The 17,533-nt window shown below is 38.1% G+C and carries 17 protein-coding genes and 1 tRNA gene; 4 read left to right on the top strand and 14 right to left on the bottom strand.

Annotated features, from left to right (window positions below):
* Positions 1–212: 212 nt before the first annotated feature.
* From ACYVHJ_RS01910 to ACYVHJ_RS01890, 5 genes are all read right to left on the bottom strand, one after another.
* The gene (locus ACYVHJ_RS01910; protein WP_460512058.1) at positions 213–1,634 is read right to left on the bottom strand and encodes an MBL fold metallo-hydrolase; all 1,422 of its coding nucleotides are present in this window, start codon (positions 1,632–1,634) and stop codon (positions 213–215) included.
* Between the two features lie 371 nt (positions 1,635–2,005).
* Entirely contained in the window at positions 2,006–2,467 is a 462-nt protein-coding gene (locus tag ACYVHJ_RS01905) for an ExbD/TolR family protein (RefSeq protein WP_303612534.1), read from the bottom strand.
* Between the two features lies 1 nt (position 2,468).
* Positions 2,469–3,107 carry an ExbD/TolR family protein gene (locus ACYVHJ_RS01900; RefSeq protein WP_339902469.1) on the bottom strand — a complete coding sequence of 213 codons (639 nt, stop codon included), beginning with the start codon at positions 3,105–3,107 and terminating at the stop codon, positions 2,469–2,471.
* A gap of 1 nt (position 3,108) precedes the next feature.
* Entirely contained in the window at positions 3,109–3,438 is a 330-nt protein-coding gene (locus tag ACYVHJ_RS01895; RefSeq protein WP_014021354.1) for a hypothetical protein, read from the bottom strand.
* Positions 3,439–3,498: 60 nt separating this feature from the next.
* The gene (locus ACYVHJ_RS01890) at positions 3,499–4,314 is read right to left on the bottom strand and encodes a MotA/TolQ/ExbB proton channel family protein (protein ID WP_014021353.1); all 816 of its coding nucleotides are present in this window, start codon (positions 4,312–4,314) and stop codon (positions 3,499–3,501) included.
* A gap of 845 nt (positions 4,315–5,159) precedes the next feature.
* Here ACYVHJ_RS01890 and ACYVHJ_RS01885 point away from each other — a divergent pair.
* Both ACYVHJ_RS01885 and ACYVHJ_RS01880 read left to right on the top strand, forming a co-directional pair.
* Positions 5,160–6,071 (top strand): class I SAM-dependent methyltransferase, encoded by a 912-nt coding sequence (locus ACYVHJ_RS01885; RefSeq protein WP_460512054.1) that lies wholly within the window; start codon positions 5,160–5,162, stop codon positions 6,069–6,071.
* A 332-nt stretch (positions 6,072–6,403) separates the two neighbouring features.
* Positions 6,404–7,576: a PQQ-dependent sugar dehydrogenase gene (locus tag ACYVHJ_RS01880; protein ID WP_460512052.1), complete on the top strand. Its 1,173-nt coding sequence runs from the start codon at positions 6,404–6,406 to the stop codon at positions 7,574–7,576.
* Positions 7,577–7,934: 358 nt separating this feature from the next.
* Here the strand turns inward: ACYVHJ_RS01880 and ACYVHJ_RS01875 are convergent, their stop codons facing one another.
* Positions 7,935–8,303: a hypothetical protein gene (locus ACYVHJ_RS01875; protein ID WP_339902466.1), complete on the bottom strand. Its 369-nt coding sequence runs from the start codon at positions 8,301–8,303 to the stop codon at positions 7,935–7,937.
* 496 nt (positions 8,304–8,799) lie between these two features.
* On the opposite strand from ACYVHJ_RS01875, the gene ACYVHJ_RS01870 reads away from it, so the two are divergent.
* Positions 8,800–9,174 carry a BlaI/MecI/CopY family transcriptional regulator gene (locus tag ACYVHJ_RS01870; protein ID WP_339905689.1) on the top strand — a complete coding sequence of 125 codons (375 nt, stop codon included), beginning with the start codon at positions 8,800–8,802 and terminating at the stop codon, positions 9,172–9,174.
* Complete coding sequence (locus ACYVHJ_RS01865) at positions 9,171–10,394, top strand: M56 family metallopeptidase (protein WP_460512049.1); 1,224 nt, start codon at positions 9,171–9,173, stop codon at positions 10,392–10,394. Before ACYVHJ_RS01870 ends, ACYVHJ_RS01865 begins: the two co-directional genes overlap by 4 nt.
* Positions 10,395–10,985: 591 nt before the next feature.
* On the opposite strand, the gene ACYVHJ_RS01860 is transcribed toward ACYVHJ_RS01865, so the two are convergent.
* The 8 genes from ACYVHJ_RS01860 to ACYVHJ_RS01825 all read right to left on the bottom strand — a co-directional run bounded on the left by ACYVHJ_RS01860 (position 10,986) and on the right by ACYVHJ_RS01825 (position 17,532).
* Positions 10,986–11,297 (bottom strand): type II toxin-antitoxin system RelE/ParE family toxin, encoded by a 312-nt coding sequence (locus ACYVHJ_RS01860; protein WP_339905686.1) that lies wholly within the window; start codon positions 11,295–11,297, stop codon positions 10,986–10,988.
* A gap of 5 nt (positions 11,298–11,302) precedes the next feature.
* On the bottom strand, positions 11,303–11,569 hold the full coding sequence (locus ACYVHJ_RS01855) for a hypothetical protein (RefSeq protein ID WP_339905684.1): 267 nt from the start codon (positions 11,567–11,569) through the stop codon (positions 11,303–11,305).
* 921 nt (positions 11,570–12,490) lie between these two features.
* A tRNA-Ser gene (locus ACYVHJ_RS01850) sits at positions 12,491–12,577 on the bottom strand.
* Positions 12,578–12,737: 160 nt separating this feature from the next.
* On the bottom strand, positions 12,738–13,814 hold the full coding sequence (locus ACYVHJ_RS01845) for an asparaginase (RefSeq protein ID WP_303612528.1): 1,077 nt from the start codon (positions 13,812–13,814) through the stop codon (positions 12,738–12,740).
* On the bottom strand, positions 13,804–14,586 hold the full coding sequence (locus ACYVHJ_RS01840) for a TatD family hydrolase (protein ID WP_460512045.1): 783 nt from the start codon (positions 14,584–14,586) through the stop codon (positions 13,804–13,806). Before ACYVHJ_RS01840 ends, ACYVHJ_RS01845 begins: the two co-directional genes overlap by 11 nt.
* Entirely contained in the window at positions 14,583–15,683 is a 1,101-nt protein-coding gene (locus ACYVHJ_RS01835; protein ID WP_460512043.1) for a glycosyltransferase family protein, read from the bottom strand. The genes ACYVHJ_RS01840 and ACYVHJ_RS01835 overlap by 4 nt, the downstream gene beginning before the upstream one ends.
* 3 nt (positions 15,684–15,686) lie before the next feature.
* The gene (locus ACYVHJ_RS01830; protein ID WP_460512041.1) at positions 15,687–16,313 is read right to left on the bottom strand and encodes a polysaccharide deacetylase family protein; all 627 of its coding nucleotides are present in this window, start codon (positions 16,311–16,313) and stop codon (positions 15,687–15,689) included.
* Between the two features lies 1 nt (position 16,314).
* Positions 16,315–17,532, bottom strand: coding sequence for a PP2C family protein-serine/threonine phosphatase (locus ACYVHJ_RS01825; RefSeq protein WP_460512039.1), 1,218 nt, complete (start codon positions 17,530–17,532; stop codon positions 16,315–16,317).
* Position 17,533 lies beyond the last annotated feature (1 nt).

Raw genomic sequence — 17,533 nt, 5'->3', positions numbered from 1 at the left:
TATTATTGTTTACAAAAGGAACTATAATCATCCCTAAACCTTAAATAGGGTATGCGTAGGTACCATCAACTCATCCAAAGATGTGCTGAAAATACTTATTACTACATTTGATAAGAATGGGATAATTAAGACAATTGCTAGAGGGTGCTAAAGGTGTCAAAGCGCACCCTCTAGTTTTTTGGCAATATCAAAACAGGCATTGGCCTACCTACTTATAACATGGTTGTTGGACAAGCATACTCACTGACAGGGAATTTTTCGGATGATTTAATGGCAGCAAATCCTCCCTTGACATTAATTAAGTTGTCATAACCTCTAGCCCTTAGAACAGAGCTGAAAATCATGGACCGGTAACCTCCTGCACAGTGTACCATATAGGTTTTGTCCTTATCTATGGTTTTCATGCTATCATTGATATAATCCAAGGGAGCGTTTATGGAACCTATTACATGCTCACTAAAGTGTTCGCTTGCTTTGCGAACATCCAAGACAATATTTTCAGGAGCATTTTTAGAAAGTTCACTTAACTCTTCCACGGTAATTGATGGAATGGTATCAATTTCTTTTCCTGCTTTTTCCCAGGCAGTCATACCACCTTTAAGAAAACCTAAGGCATGATCATAACCTACCCTAGCTAGTCTGGTAATGACCTCTTCTTCCCTACCCTCGTCCGCTACAATCAATAGCTCTTGTTTCACATCAGGTATCAGGGTACCTACCCATACCGCAAAGCTGCCATCGATTCCAATATTTATAGCGTTAGGAACAAACCCTTTAGCAAAAACTTCCGGATCTCTGGTATCTAGTATTATTGCTCCGGTTTGGTTGGCGAGGTATTCAAAATTTTCAGGATTAAGGGCTTCTTGACCACGTTCCAACACATCGTCGATACTGTCATAACCCTGAATATTCATCATTACATTTTGAGGAAAATAGGCAGGTGGTGGTGTAAGGCCATCCAATACTTTTTCAACAAATTCTTCTTTGCTCATTTCTTGCAAAGCATAATTTGTTTTCTTTTGGTTACCTAAGGTATCACTTGTGTCCTTGCTCATATTTTTTCCACAAGCGCTTCCCGCACCATGTGCCGGATAGATAATCAAATCATCAGGTAGCGGCATTATTTTATTCCTTAGGGAATCGTACAAGTGCCCGGCTAACTTTTCTTGCGTTAAGTCTTTGACCACTTTTTGGGCAAGGTCAGGCCTTCCAACATCTCCTATAAACAAGGTGTCACCTGTAAATAATGCTTCGGGATTTCCTTCTTCATTGATCAAAAGATACACAGCACTTTCCATGGTGTGTCCCGGGGTATGAAGTACTTTAATTTTACTTTTACCAAGTATAAATTCTTGGCTATCCTGAGCAACAAGGGCATCAAAACCCAACTTCATTTCTGTAGGGCCAAATACTATAGAAGCATTGGTCTTTTTTGCCAGATCCATATGGCCACTAACAAAGTCAGCATGGAAGTGTGTTTCAAATATATATTTGATTTTGGCACCATCTTCCTCGGCCTTATCAATATAGGGTTGAACTTCTCTCAATGGGTCAATAATTGCTGCTTCCCCATTAGATTCCAAATAATAAGCTCCTTGAGCTAAACAACCGGTATAAATTTGTTCTATTTTCATAGTAGATTTCTATTCAATTAATGATAGCATAAAACTACGAGGGAAATCTATATTCCAATATGACATTAGTCACACAAGTATTGCTATGATGAAAGCAGAACATATTGAAAAGGCTAATCCGTTCAATGGAACTAAAAAATAGCCAATATTTATTCGAAAAATCTAGGGTTATGAAAACTAGGGGCGCTAGGAGTCAACCCAAGTGAGGCCTGAATCTTATCTATAAAAAGCTAAAAGCCCTCGATTAGTAAGGAAAAATCTAAGTTAATAAAACTTAGTGTTTTCGATTCCTTTAAAACGTCACACAAAAAAACAAAAAAAAAGCTGTTTCCGTAGAAACAGCTTTCTTAATAACTTATAAAATCCTATACTTAGTTTTCAACTTTACCAACAGAAGCATACATAAGTTTCCTAGCATCTGCTTCTCTTAGTTCAAATTGAATGTCACTTATTGGTCCCATTTTGACGTCCCTATCAGCTTTGAGAGAAATCCAAATTTGGTCTCTTTCAGCTTCAGAAAGGTTGTCTTTTTGTTGGTTTACCCAAAGGACAAGGTCTGAAGTATTGATCAACACATCATTGGCTTGCAACCTAGGTTCAGAACCATATAATGAAGTGTTTTTAGGTTTTCCAATGTACAGGTAAGAAATCAAAGTTTTCTTTTGAATCTTCTGTAATTGAGTCGCCTGTGGGATTTTTTGCTCAACCAATATTGTTTGTTCTCTCAATACTGTCGTTACCATAAAGAAAAACAACAACATAAAGATAATATCAGGCAATGCCGAAGTTGGAATATTGGTATCCGCTTTGGTTTTCTTTTTAAACTTTGACATATCAGCTTCCGGTTTTATCAGGTTCAGCAATGGAAATGGCCATTGGAATATTTTCTTTCCCTCTGTCCATTAGTTCCTTTTCAGCAGGGGTCTGACCTGACAGGGTTCTATACTCTTCTCCTGTAAGCCCTACACGCTCTCCATAAATCTCGAAGTAAGCCTGTTTTACTAAATCCAAAACCTCCAAATAAGTCTCATAGCTGGTACCTCTATTGGTTTTAATTGAGATTACTGCGCCACCTGACATGGGGTGATCTGAAGATTCAGGGCTTTGATCTGCCAATCCTTTTAAGGAAGGAGGCAAACTATTAAACAAAGCAATAGCATCTTCATCGGGATTTCCGAAATTCAGAATAAATCGTTTGATTTCGTCAGAAATGCCATTTAAATCATTCCTAAACTCCCCTTCAATCAAGAGATCATCATTTGCATTGATAAGAATATTAAAAATATTCCTTTCATTTAATTCAATTTCCGGTGGGGGTTGATTCGGATCTTTCTTAGGAGGAAGAAAATTTATAATCCCTTTATCCGAAGCAATGGTTGTGGTCACGAGAAAGAAGATAAGGAGCAAGAAGGCGATGTCTGCCATCGATCCTGCATTTACCTCCTGAGCCATTCTACCTCTCTTGCTAGCCATATTATTTAATTATTTTATTAATTTCTGTAATTACAATCCCAACAATTGCAAGTAAAAACAGGGCATAGACTGTTATCAATACACCACCGACCATTTTAGCTCCTTCCGGAGTAATATTGAATGGGTCAGCCATATATTTTGCAGCTACGTCACCGCTAGCGCTAGAATAAGCTATTCCAAATACAGCAGCAATTATCACCACTCCAACGAGTGTTTTTAAAAGGCTCTTAGGATCTCCTAAGGAACTAATCAATGGCATAATTAAAGCTAGTATCGAGCCGATAACAACTAGTAAGTACCCTGCATATAAGAATATATCAGTAGTATCCATTTTATCTTAAATATATAAGTGAATAAATCATTTTATTGAAAAACATTAAATTGACTAGATCTATCTAGTCAATTTATGCTTAACCAAAATGTCTACTAAACTGATGGAAGCATCTTCCATATCATTTACGATAGAATCAATTTTAGCCACACAATAGTTGTAGAACAACTGTAGGATAATCGCAACGATCAAACCTGCAACGGTGGTCAAAAGGGCAATTTTAATACCACCTGCAACAAGAGATGGAGAAATATCACCGGCAGCTTCAATGGAATCAAAGGCACCAATCATACCAATTACCGTACCCATGAAACCCAACATAGGTGCCAAAGAGATAAATAGAGATATCCAAACAAGACCTTTTTCCAAACGTCCCATTTCTACTGATCCGTAAGCTATGATAGATTTTTCTACCATTTCAATACCCTCAGAGTATCTCATTAAACCTTGTGTGAAGATAGATGCTACAGGACCTCTGGTTCCTTTGGTTACATCTTTTGCGGCTTCAATTCCGCCTTCATCTAAAGCATTTTCTACTTTGGCCAACAATTTCTTTGTGTTAGTCGTAGAAAGGTTTAAGGTAACGATTCTCTCCAAAGCTACAGCCAAGCCTAAGATCAAACACAATAATACTGGTGTCATAAAGGTAGGATCACCCTCAATAAACTTGTCTTTTATAACTTGATGAAAAGATTGCTCTTCGGCAACGATGTCATCATCAGTCATAACTGGAGCTGGGGCCGGAGCAGCTTCTACCGGTGCGGCCTCTTCAGTAGTATCAGCTTCTGATTCTGTTTCTGTTTCTTCTTGTGCTTTTGTGATCATCGGAGCAAATAAAATTCCGAAAAGCATGAACAAAGCGATTAACTTTTTCATAGTGTAGTTTTTAATAGACATTTAAAGGTTGAACGGTTTCTAATTTTAAATTGATTTTTAAAGTTATAATTTTTTCGGCTCAAATTGCAAATGATTCCATTATTATTTCTAAGAATTTGTCGCAAATCCTCAAGTAATATTCATTTGACATGGGCTAAGCCCTTGAAATTCCTACTGTTCTCTAATTTGCAATAGTAAGAAAAAAAATACTCATTTTCATAAACGCCACCCCCCGCATCTAGTATAGGAAGGCAAGCATTCACTTATATAAAACTAACTATTTAAAAGTTAAAACGCAAATAAAACATTCCTTAATATAAACCTATCTTACTAAATATCAAATATTTAAGACCAATATTATTTTTTAAAAACCCGCTACTTTTTATCCTAGGTAATGGAAAATACCTACCTTAGGATAAATTAATCCCAAACTCATAGGTAACTCAATAAAGGATTTGCCCTTAATAATCTCTTGAATCCAGTGTGGAAATTTTGGCAAATTCCTATGTGTAATTGAAAGCAGACCTATTATTTCTCTGCCCTTATAGTCTCAAAATTTCGGCACAGATGCACTGCTGCTTTTTCCTTTCCACTTAAAATATCCCGTAAATTTATAGGATTTAAGAATATGGATTCCCCTTCTTTTAATAGATGCTCATACCTGATTAGTGAAAAATCTTATTTTAATCGGATATAATATTGATTCTTAAGCAACTGACTGGTCAAGTATTAAAAACCTCCATAATGAATTAATTTAAGTCACCCTTACCGTCCTTTTACAGAACTTTGTAGTGGTCTATATTTAACTTAATTTTGTTCATTCATCGAATCCTATGAATAACTATATGAAAGAATGTGAAATTTGCCAATCCTCAGAATTCAAGGCTATTGTGGCCCAAGAACGAATGTATGGTACCGGAGATATTTTTGATTATAAGGAATGTAGTTCTTGCAAAGCACTTTTTTTGGCAGACATTCCTGAAGACCTAGGTAAATATTATCCTTCAAATTATTACTCTTTTGGTTCCTTTAATCCTAGCAATGCCCTTTTGGCACTTCTCAAAAAACTAAGGTATAAAGCATTTTCTCGGGGGTTCTCTTTCAATTCTCCGGTTTATTATGACTGGCTCTCTCCTCTTACCTTAACTCCTACCAGTAAAATTGCAGATATAGGATGCGGGAATGGACAACTATTAGCTGAAATGGCCTATTCCGGTTTTAAGCGACTCGATGGGTATGACCCTTATATACAAGCAGCTTTTTCTTCAGAAAATTTCTCTATTTATAAAAAGGACTTTTTTGAAATTGATCAGAAATATGATTTGGTAATGTTTCACCATTCTTTTGAACACCTACCCAATCCTGTTGAGGTCTTTACAAAACTTGTGACCATGTTAAATCCGGAAGGGCAAATATTGATCAGAGTGCCTGTCACCGATGCCAAAGTTTGGAAAGAAGAACATACTTTTTGGTTTCAGCTGGATGCACCAAGGCATTTATTTATTCCCAACACAAAATCCATGGAAATTTTAGGAGAGAGGTTTGGACTTGAACTTTTCAATACCACATTTGATAGCATGGACAGTCAATTTTGGGGAACAGCTTTGTACAAAAAAGGAAAACCTTTGGTTGGCACCGACATCGGCAATGAATTTAGTAAAAAAGAACTGGCCGAGTTTAGGAATAAGGCACTGCAATACAATAAAATAAAAATAGGTGATCAGGCCTGTTTTTATTATAGGAAGAAAAAACAATGAAAATCAAAGCTTTTTGACAAAACTGAAAATATAGACCGGCATAAAAAATTAAGAATTTCTATTATAAGACCTTTTAAACCGTAAGATTCACGCTTCTTAACCACTCCTTATTCATTACTGACTGGTAAGCGCTAATTCTATTATAACTTTAAATTTGCAAAAGGCCATTTATTAATCGTTCAAGCCGCTTCCTTAATCAACCTTACTAAAAAAAAAGCTTAAATTGCTTTTCTTGTTGGCAAATAGCTAATGTAAATCCTTTGTATCTGATTCCTCTATCGAACCAAACAGGAACCAAGCTTTCTTTAACCATTCCAATACAATTACCCATTATGAAAAAACAATTGAATATTTTTCTAGTCTTGCTCTTGCTTATCAGCTCGGCCTGCACCAAAGAAACAGAAGACAAAATTACTGGGTCAGCATCAAACTTGACCCTCGTTCCGGCTTTTCCGGAATTAACGTTCACCAGACCTGTTGATTTTCAGCATGCAGGAGACAAGTCAAACAAGCTTTATGTAGTGGAGCAGCGAGGAGTCATCTCTGTTTTCGAAAATGAGGAAAAAACTGGGTCCAAAAAAACCTTTTTAACCATTGAAGACCGCGTGGAAGATTCGGACAATGAAGAAGGCTTACTAGGCTTGGCTTTCCACCCCGACTTTGAAAGCAACGGCTATTTCTACGTAAACTACACGGCATCCAATCCGGATCGTTCTGTGATTTCAAGATTCAACCTTTCCTCCACGAACCCAAATGAGGCAGATCCAAACAGTGAGTTGGTATTGTTAGAATATGAGCAACCTTATGGCAACCATAATGGAGGGCAAATAGCTTTTGGCCCGGATTACTACTTATATATAGGAGTAGGTGATGGTGGCAAAAGTGGAGACCCACACGGACATGGTCAGAACCGTAGTACTTTATTGGGAAATATTCTTAGAATTGATGTGGACCAGGAAAATGGAGATAAACACTATTCCATTCCCGAGGACAATCCATTTGTCGGAAATACTGAAGGTTTTAAGGAAGAAATCTATGCTTATGGCATGCGAAACCCTTGGCGGTTTAGCTTTGACTCTGCCACAGATCAACTGTGGGTAGCTGATGTAGGTCAAAATAGCTATGAAGAAATTGACATCGTAAAAAATGGCGGCAATTACGGATGGAATACCATGGAAGGCTTTCATTGCTTCAGGGCTGATGAATGTGATCAAGAAAACCTGGAATTGCCAATCTGGGAGTATGATCGGGATGAGGGAGATATTTCCATTACCGGTGGATTTGTATACCACGGCGAGGCCATATCCCGGCTGCAGGGACTTTATATCTATGCAGATTATGTATCGGGTAGAATTTGGTCTCTAGACTTTAGTGATCCTGAGAACCCTGTAAATACTGAGTTATTCAAAGCTGATTTTCCTATTTCCTCTTTTGGAATGGATCAACACCAAGAGCTTTATATCTGTGCTTTTGACGATAAAATTTACAAATTTGAATTGGAGTAAAAAATGATAAACAAAAGCATGCCCGGCAAATTTGTCGGGCATGCTTTTGCTAATTGTGTTTTCTAGTTAGCACTAGATTTTAATAAAGTATAGACCTTGATCTTTTTAAAGTTCTAAGTCCATGCTGAAACCTCTTGATTTAGCTTAATTCGCGACTGCGAATACTCTTGCGGAGTCAATGAAGAAGCTTTGGCAATCTCTTTATTTAACCTTAAACACCACTCCTAATTGCCTAAACCTGAAAAAGCCTGACGCTCCATATAAAAAGTTAAAAACTTTAATTATTTTAGGTCTAAGTGACGCTTCACTAAACTTAGACCAGACGGCGACTTAAAGGCTTTATAATTGGTCTTCTAGTTTAGATATTCTTAGTAGGCATCCTATTCTGCGTAGCTTTAGGTTTGGTATGTTCCTCGCCTTCTAAATAAGAGGCAGAAATATCTCTTTGATTCCCTGAATTACCATTGGGTATAGGATTTGATTCAGGAAAAGTATGGACCGCATTGTACTTTTCTACTACATTCTTGTTCCATTCTGCCTTTTTCTTTTCAGAAATTAACCCAAGAACGTAGGCAGTATTATTGAATCCAAGGTGAGCATCCCTCAAAGGTCTACCGAATCGGTCAATAATCGACTTATTGGCGGTACCATTTTCAATGGCATCAATGCCTTTCTTTAAAGCAAATCCTAATGCGGCTGCACTTATGGTCTTATATATAAATTTCATTCTTTTAATATTTAGTGATTCTCAATATGCACAATAGGAAGAAATAATCATGCCATAGTTTACATTTATGCATTTCGGATAATAAATTGCTTTAAATGAGCAAGATCTAGTGGTTGTATTCGAATTGTTGATTTGGACAAGCATACAAATCCAAAGGTGGAGGTTATACTCGATACTTAGTAAAACTTCTATTTACAATTGGGAAAAGCATTACCAGTCTAGGCAAATAACATTCAATGATTGCAAATGAAAATATGCCTCAGCTGGGTGTAGGTGAGAGCCTCCTCCAGTTCTATGGTTGAGTAGAATCAATTTTCAAACTTCAGGCTGACAATATTCAAATTATTGGACGATAGGTTCTTTAGGGTGTAAATAATCCTACAACCAGCCATGGGTAAACTTTCAAATGACTTCTTACATTTCATTATTTACGAGAACTACGTAATATTACGAAATATTCGTAGGTTTTTCAGGTTTCATTTTATATATTAGCCTTATGGAAGAGCTGACCACGTATGAGGAACAGATAATGAAGATATTTTGGAGGCTTAATCGGGCTATTCTCCGGGATGTATTACATGAGCTTCCTGAACCCAAGCCGCCCTATACTACGCTAGCTTCCACTGTAAAGGTGTTGGAGAAAAAAAGATATCTCGGTCATAAGACTTATGGCAAAACCAATGAATATCACCCTTTGATTGCTGAAAGTGATTACCGGAAGAAAAGTTTTAATCACTTGGTGAAAAACTTTTTTGATGGATCCATGGAGAATGTCTTGTCGTTTATGGTGAAGGAAAACAAGGTGTCTGAAAAGGAAATTCAGGAAATGCAGAAATTGATAGATAGCTACGAAAAAAAGAACGAGTCATGAACAACTTGATCAATTACTTATTGGAAGGTAGTTTTGCATTTGGTTATGGATGGGCCTTTTACAAAGTTCTATTTGAACGTTTAACGTTTTTCCAAGGCAATCGGGCTGTTTTGGTTGGTATAGTGATTTTTTCCTTGCTTTTGCCTTTAATTTCATTTGATTATAATATTTTCAACAACGCTTCAGTGAATACTTTCAATAATCCCATGCAGTGGATTGAAGTTAAAGTCATTACAACTAATCAGGCATCCGAAGGAATTGCATTCTCTTGGCATGCAGTCCTGATGTTCGGGTATTTTATGGGAGTGGTTTTCACTTTGGCCAGACTAATATTGGGAGTTGTAAAGACAATAGTGCTAATACGAAATTCATACAAGGTTCAATACGCAGGAAGAACTTTAGTGGTAAATCCCAAGTTGGTTCCTTCTTCATTTTTCAAACACATATTGTTACCGTCTTTTGATCCGGAAAATAGCGAGCACCAGCAAATTATCTTGCATGAGTCTGTGCATGTGGATCAACGTCATTCTATAGATCTTATGCTGATTCAGTTAGCAAAAGTGGTATTTTGGTTCCATCCCCTAATATATATGTTGGAGAAAAGCTTACGAGAAACCCATGAGTTTCAAGCTGATGAAATTGTCACGCAGTCTTATTCACCCATTGCCTATTCGAAACTATTATTGAAGCAAATCAGTGCTGACTGTGGGCTTCAATTCATGAATAATATCAATCAATTTCAAATCAAAAAAAGAATAATTATGATGAACAAATCAAAATCAAACAATATGCTCAAAGCAAAATTTCTGCTTACAGTACCCTTGTTGGTGCTTATGATTGGGCTTTTCTCCTGCGATATGACTGGAATGAACAAAAAGATTATTGGTACTTGGGAGGGAAGTGACTTCTCTTTTGAGCAATCAGAAGGGCCTGAAATGAGAGAGATGATCGAAGGGGGCAAGCAGCTTCATATGGACGGTAGGCTGATTGTTAGGGAGAATGGAACTTATCAAATAACAGTTGGTCAGGAGGATATAAATGGAAGTGGTGTGTGGAAAGTAGAGGGCAATAGCTTTATAACTACTGATGCCAGAGAAAATGAAGTCTTCTATGAAATTATAGAATTAAGTGATAATAAGCTTGTTACCGTTCAGGAAGTAAAGATGGATACGCCACAGGGAACTGTTGCTGGTAAAATAATCCTTACTTATACCCGTTAAAAAATTTAAAAAGACCTACGAAATAATCGTAGGTTTATTTTCTGACAAGCGGTTTATTGCTTAAAAGCCATTGATATTCTCAGTGGCTTTAATTTATTGTAATAGATGTAAACATTCAAAAGCAATCCATACTTTTAACTTTCAATTTTTCAGCTTCAACTATTCTGGTAATCAGTTTATGGAAAAGGGTAGCATTATGCTGTGATCGATTCATTCCGTAAGCGGTCAATGTGTCTATTGCTGATTATGCTTATTTGTCTGATCTCTTATTTGATAAGCCTCTTCCATAACTAAAAATAGTCTATCCTTGATTGAATTACAAATAAATGCTGCCCGAGCGTATCGTTGATTTGAATGGGGTCTCAAATCTCAGTCAAACGGTATTCAAAATTTTGTCAATTTGTTTACTTAGATAAGGAGGTCTTTCAGAAGCCATTGCAAATGGCATTTAAAAGATTTCGTCTTCAAAGTAAGTTAGGAATAAAAGGGTGTAGAGGACTCTACACCCAGCCCGGAGAACACCGATTTCCATGCGAATGAATGACATCCTGCAGCAAACTTCCCGTACCTACGCAGTATATTAATTCGACGTTACTGGTTCCCTTTTAGCATATTTTTGGGATGCTGGTGGGTGTCAAATATATCTGTCACTATAACCTGTTTTTCGTCTATCAGATAAACGATTTTAAAGTGGGATTCAACCAGTAAATAGCGATGGCCCTGATTGAGGGATTTTAACATTTCTTCTTTCTGCCCTCTTTCCGGGTTGTCCGATAAACTCTTGGCTTTTTCAAGTATCTTTTTTCGTACCTTTAAAGCATAAGCTTCGAACGCCAAACTTCTGTAGTGTTTACAAATTTCTTTCAATGATTCATTGGCCGGCTCGGTGACTAAAACATTCATCCCGGTTACCAGTTTTCCGATTCATTTTCCAGATCCTCAATACTGATCACCCTTCCTTCTATAATGGCTTTATTTGAATCCTTTGCTCTAGCTATCAATTCTGACTTAGTGATGGGGCCACCGTCCGGTTTATAACCTGCTATTGGTTCTTTCTGGGAACTCAACAAATCTTTGATCTGCAGGATTACCTTTATATCTTCCAATTTTGCCAACTGTTCGATCAGGTTTAATTTTTCTGCTTTGATATCCATTTCTCTATAATGTACCGTCACCTTAAAGTTAACGTTTTTTTGGGATTTGTAGGTTTCATTTTATGGGATGATATTTCAAAATCGCACTTTTTAGCTTTTCATTCTCCCCCTGGCTGTATTTTTCGGTCGCTGAAGTGTATTTGCCTCAGCTGTGAATTTGCAATTAAGTCCTTCTATCTCTTTCGAATTACACAATACCATCTTGAGCAATTTCTTGCTTGTAAATTTCTTAAAATCACACACCCATTCTGATAATTTCGCATCTTTTTGTTGAACAACCAAGTGAAGGTGATTGGTCATGATGACATAACCGAAAGAGGAAAAGTCCCTTTTCCTTTCTACAATAAGCCAGGTTTTCCAAGATAAAATCTCGATAGACTTTTCTTGAAAACATAGCTGCCCATCCCATCACTTGGAATGTTAAAAAATAGGGCATTTCATCTGTTTCTAGTTCAATAGGTCAGATCTTGCCCCGGTTTATCGGGGTGGATTCTCGCCACGATAATTATCCCTTGGCATTACGATTTCGTCTTGCCTGTCTGCCTCAGGCAGGCTCAATTTCCTGATCTCTTATTTGGTAAGCCTCTCCCATAACTAAAAATAGTCTATCCTTGAATGAATTGCAAATGAAGTCTGCCCGAGTAACTGAATAAAGTGTCGTTGATTTGGATGGGGTCTCAAATCTCAGTCAAACGGTATTCAAAATTTTGTCAATTTGTTTACTTAGATAAAGAGGTCTTTCAGAAGCCATTGCAAATGGCATTTAAAAGATTTCGTCTTCAAAGTAAGTTAGGAATAAAAGGGTGTAGAGGATTCTACACCCAGCCGTGGACAATGTACAATTAATTTATTTTTGCACTGACAAAGTTGAATAATTCGCCCCTGACTAAAAAAAACAAAACCCTAACTATCAATATTTCAGACAGTTAGGGTTTTTCTATGAAGAGAGGAAGGGATTCGAACCCTCGATACCATCGCTGGTATACACGCTTTCCAAGCGTGCTCCTTAAGCCACTCGGACACCTCTCTGTGGAAATAGTTCGTTTCTTTGAGCCGACAAAGAAAAATATAAAAATCAGTTCTTGCAAATAATTGGAAGCTTTATTCTAGAAAAAAACACCTAATCTTATTCCAAAAAAAGGCTGTGACTGATATAAAACTGAAGATCAACCCTTTGTGAAAATAGGCCCTATTGATTTAAAACTGACATTTCTCCGGCCAAGGGCATCATCATCCGTCTTTTGATCTCGGTTTCATCCGGTTCATTGGCCAATAGAAACATCATTTTGGTGATTGCTGCCTCAGTGGTGATGTCTGCACCACTCAAAACCCCTACCCTTTTCAGGTCCATGCTGGTCTGGTACCTCCCTTGAATTACCCGTCCCCCATTGCATTGGGAAACGTTTAGTATCAAAATCCCTCGGTCTACAGCATCTTCCATCTCTTTGATAAACCAACTTTCACTAGGACTGTTACCTGATCCGTAAGTTTCTAGAACCACCCCCTTAAGGCCTTCCATACTCAAACTATGATGGATCACTTGTTGGGTGATGCCGGGAAACAGTTTGAGCACCATAACACTTTTATCCAGCTTGTTAACATATCGAAGTTTCTTCCCCTCTTCATAAGGTCGAATGGCTGAATAGTTGTAATCAATGACAATGCCTGATTCAGCCAATGGTGGATAATTTTCTGACTCAAAAGCATCAAAGTGAACACTTTGTACTTTTTTGGCACGGTTGCCACGTAATAGCAAATGGTTGAAAAAAATACATACCTCCGGCACTATAGGCTTTCCGTTGGCCTTGGAAATGGCGATTTCCAATGAGGTCATTAGATTTTCCCGGGCATCAGACCGCATGGCACTGATCGGCAATTGTGCTCCGGTAAAAATCACAGGTTTATTCAGCCCTTTTAGCATAAAGCTTAACATAGACGCACTATAAGCCATGGTATCAGTTCCATGAAGCACTACAAATCCATCATAGGTATCATAGTTTTCAAAAATAATATAAGCCATGTCTCCCCAATGCTGCAAATTGATATTGGAAGAGTCAATGGGCTCCGGAAAGGAAATCACCGTAATACTGATATTAAGATTATTGAGGTTGGGGATTTTTTCAAGTATTTTCCCAAAATTAAATGGTACCAAGGCCCCATCATCGTCATAAGCCATCCCCAAAGTACCTCCGGTATAGATGATCAATACCGAATGTTCAATCTCTTGCTGTGCCGCTGTATTAAGACGTACTATTTTATAATTCATCAGGCAACAATTTGAAAACTTTTAATGCGTTCCTGTTGGTTATTTCCGAAACCTCTGCAATACTAAACCCGGTAAATTCTGCCATTTTTTCGGCGATATAAGGAATGTATTCCGGTGAATTTCTCTTGCCCCTAAAAGGCACAGGCGCAAGGTAAGGACTGTCTGTTTCCAACACAAGGTGCTCCGGCCCAAGTTCTCCGATCACTGCACCTACCCCACTGTTTTTGTAAGTGAGGGTTCCCCCTATTCCTAAATAAAAACCCATTTCAATGATTTGTTTGGCCTGGGCTAAGGTTCCGGAAAAACAGTGAAAAATACCTGTCAAGCGCTTATCCGCCAAAGGCGCTAGTAATTCAATGGTTTCATCCAGTGATTCCCTACAATGTAAAATCAAGGGCAACTCCTTTTCTTTAGCCCAATCTACCTGGATTTTCAAGGCAGCTTTTTGCTCCTCAAGGTAAGTCTTGTCCCAGTAAAGGTCTATTCCTGTTTCCCCCACTCCATAAAAGGTATGCTTGTCCCACCATTTTTCCATCTCGGTAAGGATCTTTTCAAAATTTTTGTCTACATCACAAGGATGTAAACCCAGCATGGGATAACAATGGCCCGGAAACCTTTGTTCAAGGGCAAGCATCCCCTCAATTGATTCCAGGTCTATATTGGGCATAAAAATCTTTTCTATTCCTGCCTCAATGGATCGCTCCACCACAGCTGTGACATCTTCACTAAATTTCTTACTGTATATATGTGCGTGAGTTTCAATAAATTTCATGTGTATTCTCGGTTTTTCCAGGTTAGTTCAATAGGGTAAAAGTAAAAAATTACCGTTGCCCAACTTACCCACCAATTGTATATTTCAAAGTAAATTAAATCAAAAATACTGACTCTGGTCATTGTTTTACCGGCAAATGTGTGAATAAATAGGGATTGAAAGATAATTTTAAATAGCCAAAAAACCACAGTCCACCAAGGTATAAAATACAAACCCACCATTAAGCCGGCATAGAATGCAACTTGAAGACCTAATAATAACTGCCAAACCAGAGGTAAAAGGAAGGCTCCCCGCATCCAACGTTTTCTTTGCTGGAGTAAGTTCCATACGGTTTTTTCCGGCTTGGTCCTTACCAACGACTCCTTATTGACCAGATGAATGGGACGGTAGCCCTTATTATACAAAGCGATAGACATGGCCAGATCCTCAGTTACATCCTTTACCACCCCTCCAAAACCTCCTGCACGCTGATATGCAGTTCTTCCCATGGCCATATTATTTCCCATTGCGGTAAGAGAATATCCAATATCGGAAACCACTTTTACCTTACCCAAAGTAAGCCACCAATCCAAGGCCTGCATTCTTGCAAACAAACCTCCACCAGCCACTGTAGTGATTCCGGTAAGGAGCCCAAATTCCTCTCTGTAAACTTTAGCCAATGCCTTACACCAGTTGGCAGGAACCACACAGTCGGCATCTGTAAAGACCATAAGGCCGGATGTGACCTGCCTTGCCATCTCTTCCAGCGCTTTGGCTTTACCATTTTCTCCTTTTTCAGGTCTTTTCTGCAAGGGCACCAAAGTACGATTTTCTGCTTTACCTACCCAAACCTGTAATAGGCTGAGGGTTTGATCCTCACTATGATCGTCAGCTACCAAAAAGCTTATTTTTTCAGGCGGATAATCAATTTCTTCCAGAGCCTTTAAGCATTCGGGTAAGTTGCCGACCTCATTCCTACAAGGCAACAAAACAGTAATATTCGGTAAAGTAAGTGCTTCGGTTTCGTATTGCTTAAAATTAAACCGAATCAAAACACACAAGGTAGCATAAAGAAGGGAAACTAAAATCACCAATAAAAGTGCTACCGAACCTATCATCGCTTACAATACTTCTGTTTTGAAACCTTTACTAGCCAAAAAATCTAAATACGGTGGTAAAATTTTCTGCAGGTTTGCTTTTGATTTTTGCTGATCATGAAACAAAACAATCGAACCATTTTCTGTGTGTTGCTTTATTTTCTTCAAGGCTTTTATGGGTTGCAGCTCTTGTTTAAAATCCCATGATATCAAATCCCAAAGTACAATTTCATATTCTTGGGACAAACTGCTTAAAAAATTGTTGCCCAACCTGCCATAAGGAGGACGGAAAATTTTTGTACGAATCCCCAATTTCTCTTCAATGACTTTTTGGCATTTCGCCACATCATTCAAATAAACAGCAAGTGAAGTTTTTGGCGCTTTTAGGTGGTGAAAAGTGTGGTTTCCTATCCCATGCCCTTCTTGGGCTATTTCCAAAGCCAAAGCGCTGTGTTTTTGGACATTGTCTCCAACCATAAAAAAACTGGCTTTCATCCTATAATCATCCAATTGACGCAACACAAAATCAGAAACCCCGGGAACCGGCCCATCATCAAAAGTCAAATAAACCGTTTTTTCCTTACGATCTCTGTGCCAGGTATATCCTTTAATCAACTTTTGGGCTATCCCCGGAACTTTATACAATCGCATATCAATTGAATTGAAGACTTAATAAAGTAATGTCATCTCTTCCCGGAACCCCATCTGAAAATTTTTCCATATCCTCCAACAGTCCTACATGAAAGTCTTCCGGAGTACTGTCCCTGCAATGATTGATATAGCTTAGCAACCTTTCTTCCCCATACTCCTCGTCCTGAGGATTCATGGCCTCTGTTAATCCGTCCGTATACAGGTGCAAGACAAAATGATCTAGATTTTCTCGTTCTCCAAGTTCCAAAAAGGGCAAGTTCTCAAATGCCCCTAAAATAGTGGTGCCTGCCTCAAGTAATTCTGCCGAATCTTTTGAATTCAAACATAAAATTGGAGGGTTATGCCCTGCATTGACATAAGTCAACTTCTTTTGGCTATAGGAATAATGTCCTAGAAAGAAAGTGATAAATCGTTCACCCTTGGTGGCATCAAAGATGGACAAATTCAATTGTTCAACTATGGTTTTCAAGTCTGTGCCACTTCTTAAAAGTGTTCTAAGGGCCGCTTGGAAATTGGACATCAGCAAAGATGCCGGCATTCCTTTTCCTGACACATCCCCCACACAAAAATACACATCATCTTCTGTTGGCTGAATTAAATCATAATAATCCCCGCCTACAGAAAAATGGGGAATATAAGTTACTTTCGCCTTGAGTTTCTCATGGTTGGGCAAGGTGGCAGGAAACAACATCCGTTGAACATTGCTGGCAATTTCCATCTCTTTTCGAAAACTTTCCTGTTCCAATTGCTTTCTGGCAAAGCGCTTGTTTTCCAAGGCAACCACCAAAATATTCGTCAATGCTTGGGTAAAATCCAAATCCAGACCCGCATCTTCATCTTTTGTACTTAAGAAGAGAATGGCCAACATTTTATCTTTGTGATAAACGGGCACATAAATATTTACTTCAGCAAATGAATACTCCCCGGAAAGAGAAAGGCTCAATTTTCCTAATTCCTTGTTTTCCTGAACATCGCCCTTCTGAATTTCCTCAGGAAGCTTTTCTTTCACCTGGTGAGAAATTCTTCGAAGGAAAAATTGTTCCTGTTGGTTGTATACATACAGCACCATGGATTTAATATTCAAATGAACCAGACAGGTGAATTTGAAAATATTTAAAAGAACACGCTCATTTTTGTTTTCATTGATGGCTTGGGTGATCTCCAGCAATGCTTTTAATTCCAGTTCTTTCCTTTGGTATTTGATGGTCTCCCCAGTCATA

It is taken from the genome of Cyclobacterium sediminis, assembly GCF_054781075.1.
Note: the sequence above shows the minus strand (reverse complement) of the source record. Positions and strands in the feature narration are given on the sequence as shown.

Coding starts and splice junctions, on each gene's coding strand:
- ACYVHJ_RS01910 (WP_460512058.1), bottom strand. CDS start 1,634: ATGAAAATAGAACAAATTTATACCGGTTGTTTAGCTCAAGGAGCTTAT.
- ACYVHJ_RS01905 (WP_303612534.1), bottom strand. CDS start 2,467: ATGTCAAAGTTTAAAAAGAAAACCAAAGCGGATACCAATATTCCAACT.
- ACYVHJ_RS01900 (WP_339902469.1), bottom strand. CDS start 3,107: ATGGCTAGCAAGAGAGGTAGAATGGCTCAGGAGGTAAATGCAGGATCG.
- ACYVHJ_RS01895 (WP_014021354.1), bottom strand. CDS start 3,438: ATGGATACTACTGATATATTCTTATATGCAGGGTACTTACTAGTTGTT.
- ACYVHJ_RS01890 (WP_014021353.1), bottom strand. CDS start 4,314: ATGAAAAAGTTAATCGCTTTGTTCATGCTTTTCGGAATTTTATTTGCT.
- ACYVHJ_RS01885 (WP_460512054.1), top strand. CDS start 5,160: ATGAAAGAATGTGAAATTTGCCAATCCTCAGAATTCAAGGCTATTGTG.
- ACYVHJ_RS01880 (WP_460512052.1), top strand. CDS start 6,404: ATGAAAAAACAATTGAATATTTTTCTAGTCTTGCTCTTGCTTATCAGC.
- ACYVHJ_RS01875 (WP_339902466.1), bottom strand. CDS start 8,303: ATGAAATTTATATATAAGACCATAAGTGCAGCCGCATTAGGATTTGCT.
- ACYVHJ_RS01870 (WP_339905689.1), top strand. CDS start 8,800: ATGGAAGAGCTGACCACGTATGAGGAACAGATAATGAAGATATTTTGG.
- ACYVHJ_RS01865 (WP_460512049.1), top strand. CDS start 9,171: ATGAACAACTTGATCAATTACTTATTGGAAGGTAGTTTTGCATTTGGT.
- ACYVHJ_RS01860 (WP_339905686.1), bottom strand. CDS start 11,297: ATGAATGTTTTAGTCACCGAGCCGGCCAATGAATCATTGAAAGAAATT.
- ACYVHJ_RS01845 (WP_303612528.1), bottom strand. CDS start 13,814: ATGAATTATAAAATAGTACGTCTTAATACAGCGGCACAGCAAGAGATT.
- ACYVHJ_RS01840 (WP_460512045.1), bottom strand. CDS start 14,586: ATGAAATTTATTGAAACTCACGCACATATATACAGTAAGAAATTTAGT.
- ACYVHJ_RS01835 (WP_460512043.1), bottom strand. CDS start 15,683: ATGATAGGTTCGGTAGCACTTTTATTGGTGATTTTAGTTTCCCTTCTT.
- ACYVHJ_RS01830 (WP_460512041.1), bottom strand. CDS start 16,313: ATGCGATTGTATAAAGTTCCGGGGATAGCCCAAAAGTTGATTAAAGGA.
- ACYVHJ_RS01825 (WP_460512039.1), bottom strand. CDS start 17,532: ATGACTGGGGAGACCATCAAATACCAAAGGAAAGAACTGGAATTAAAA.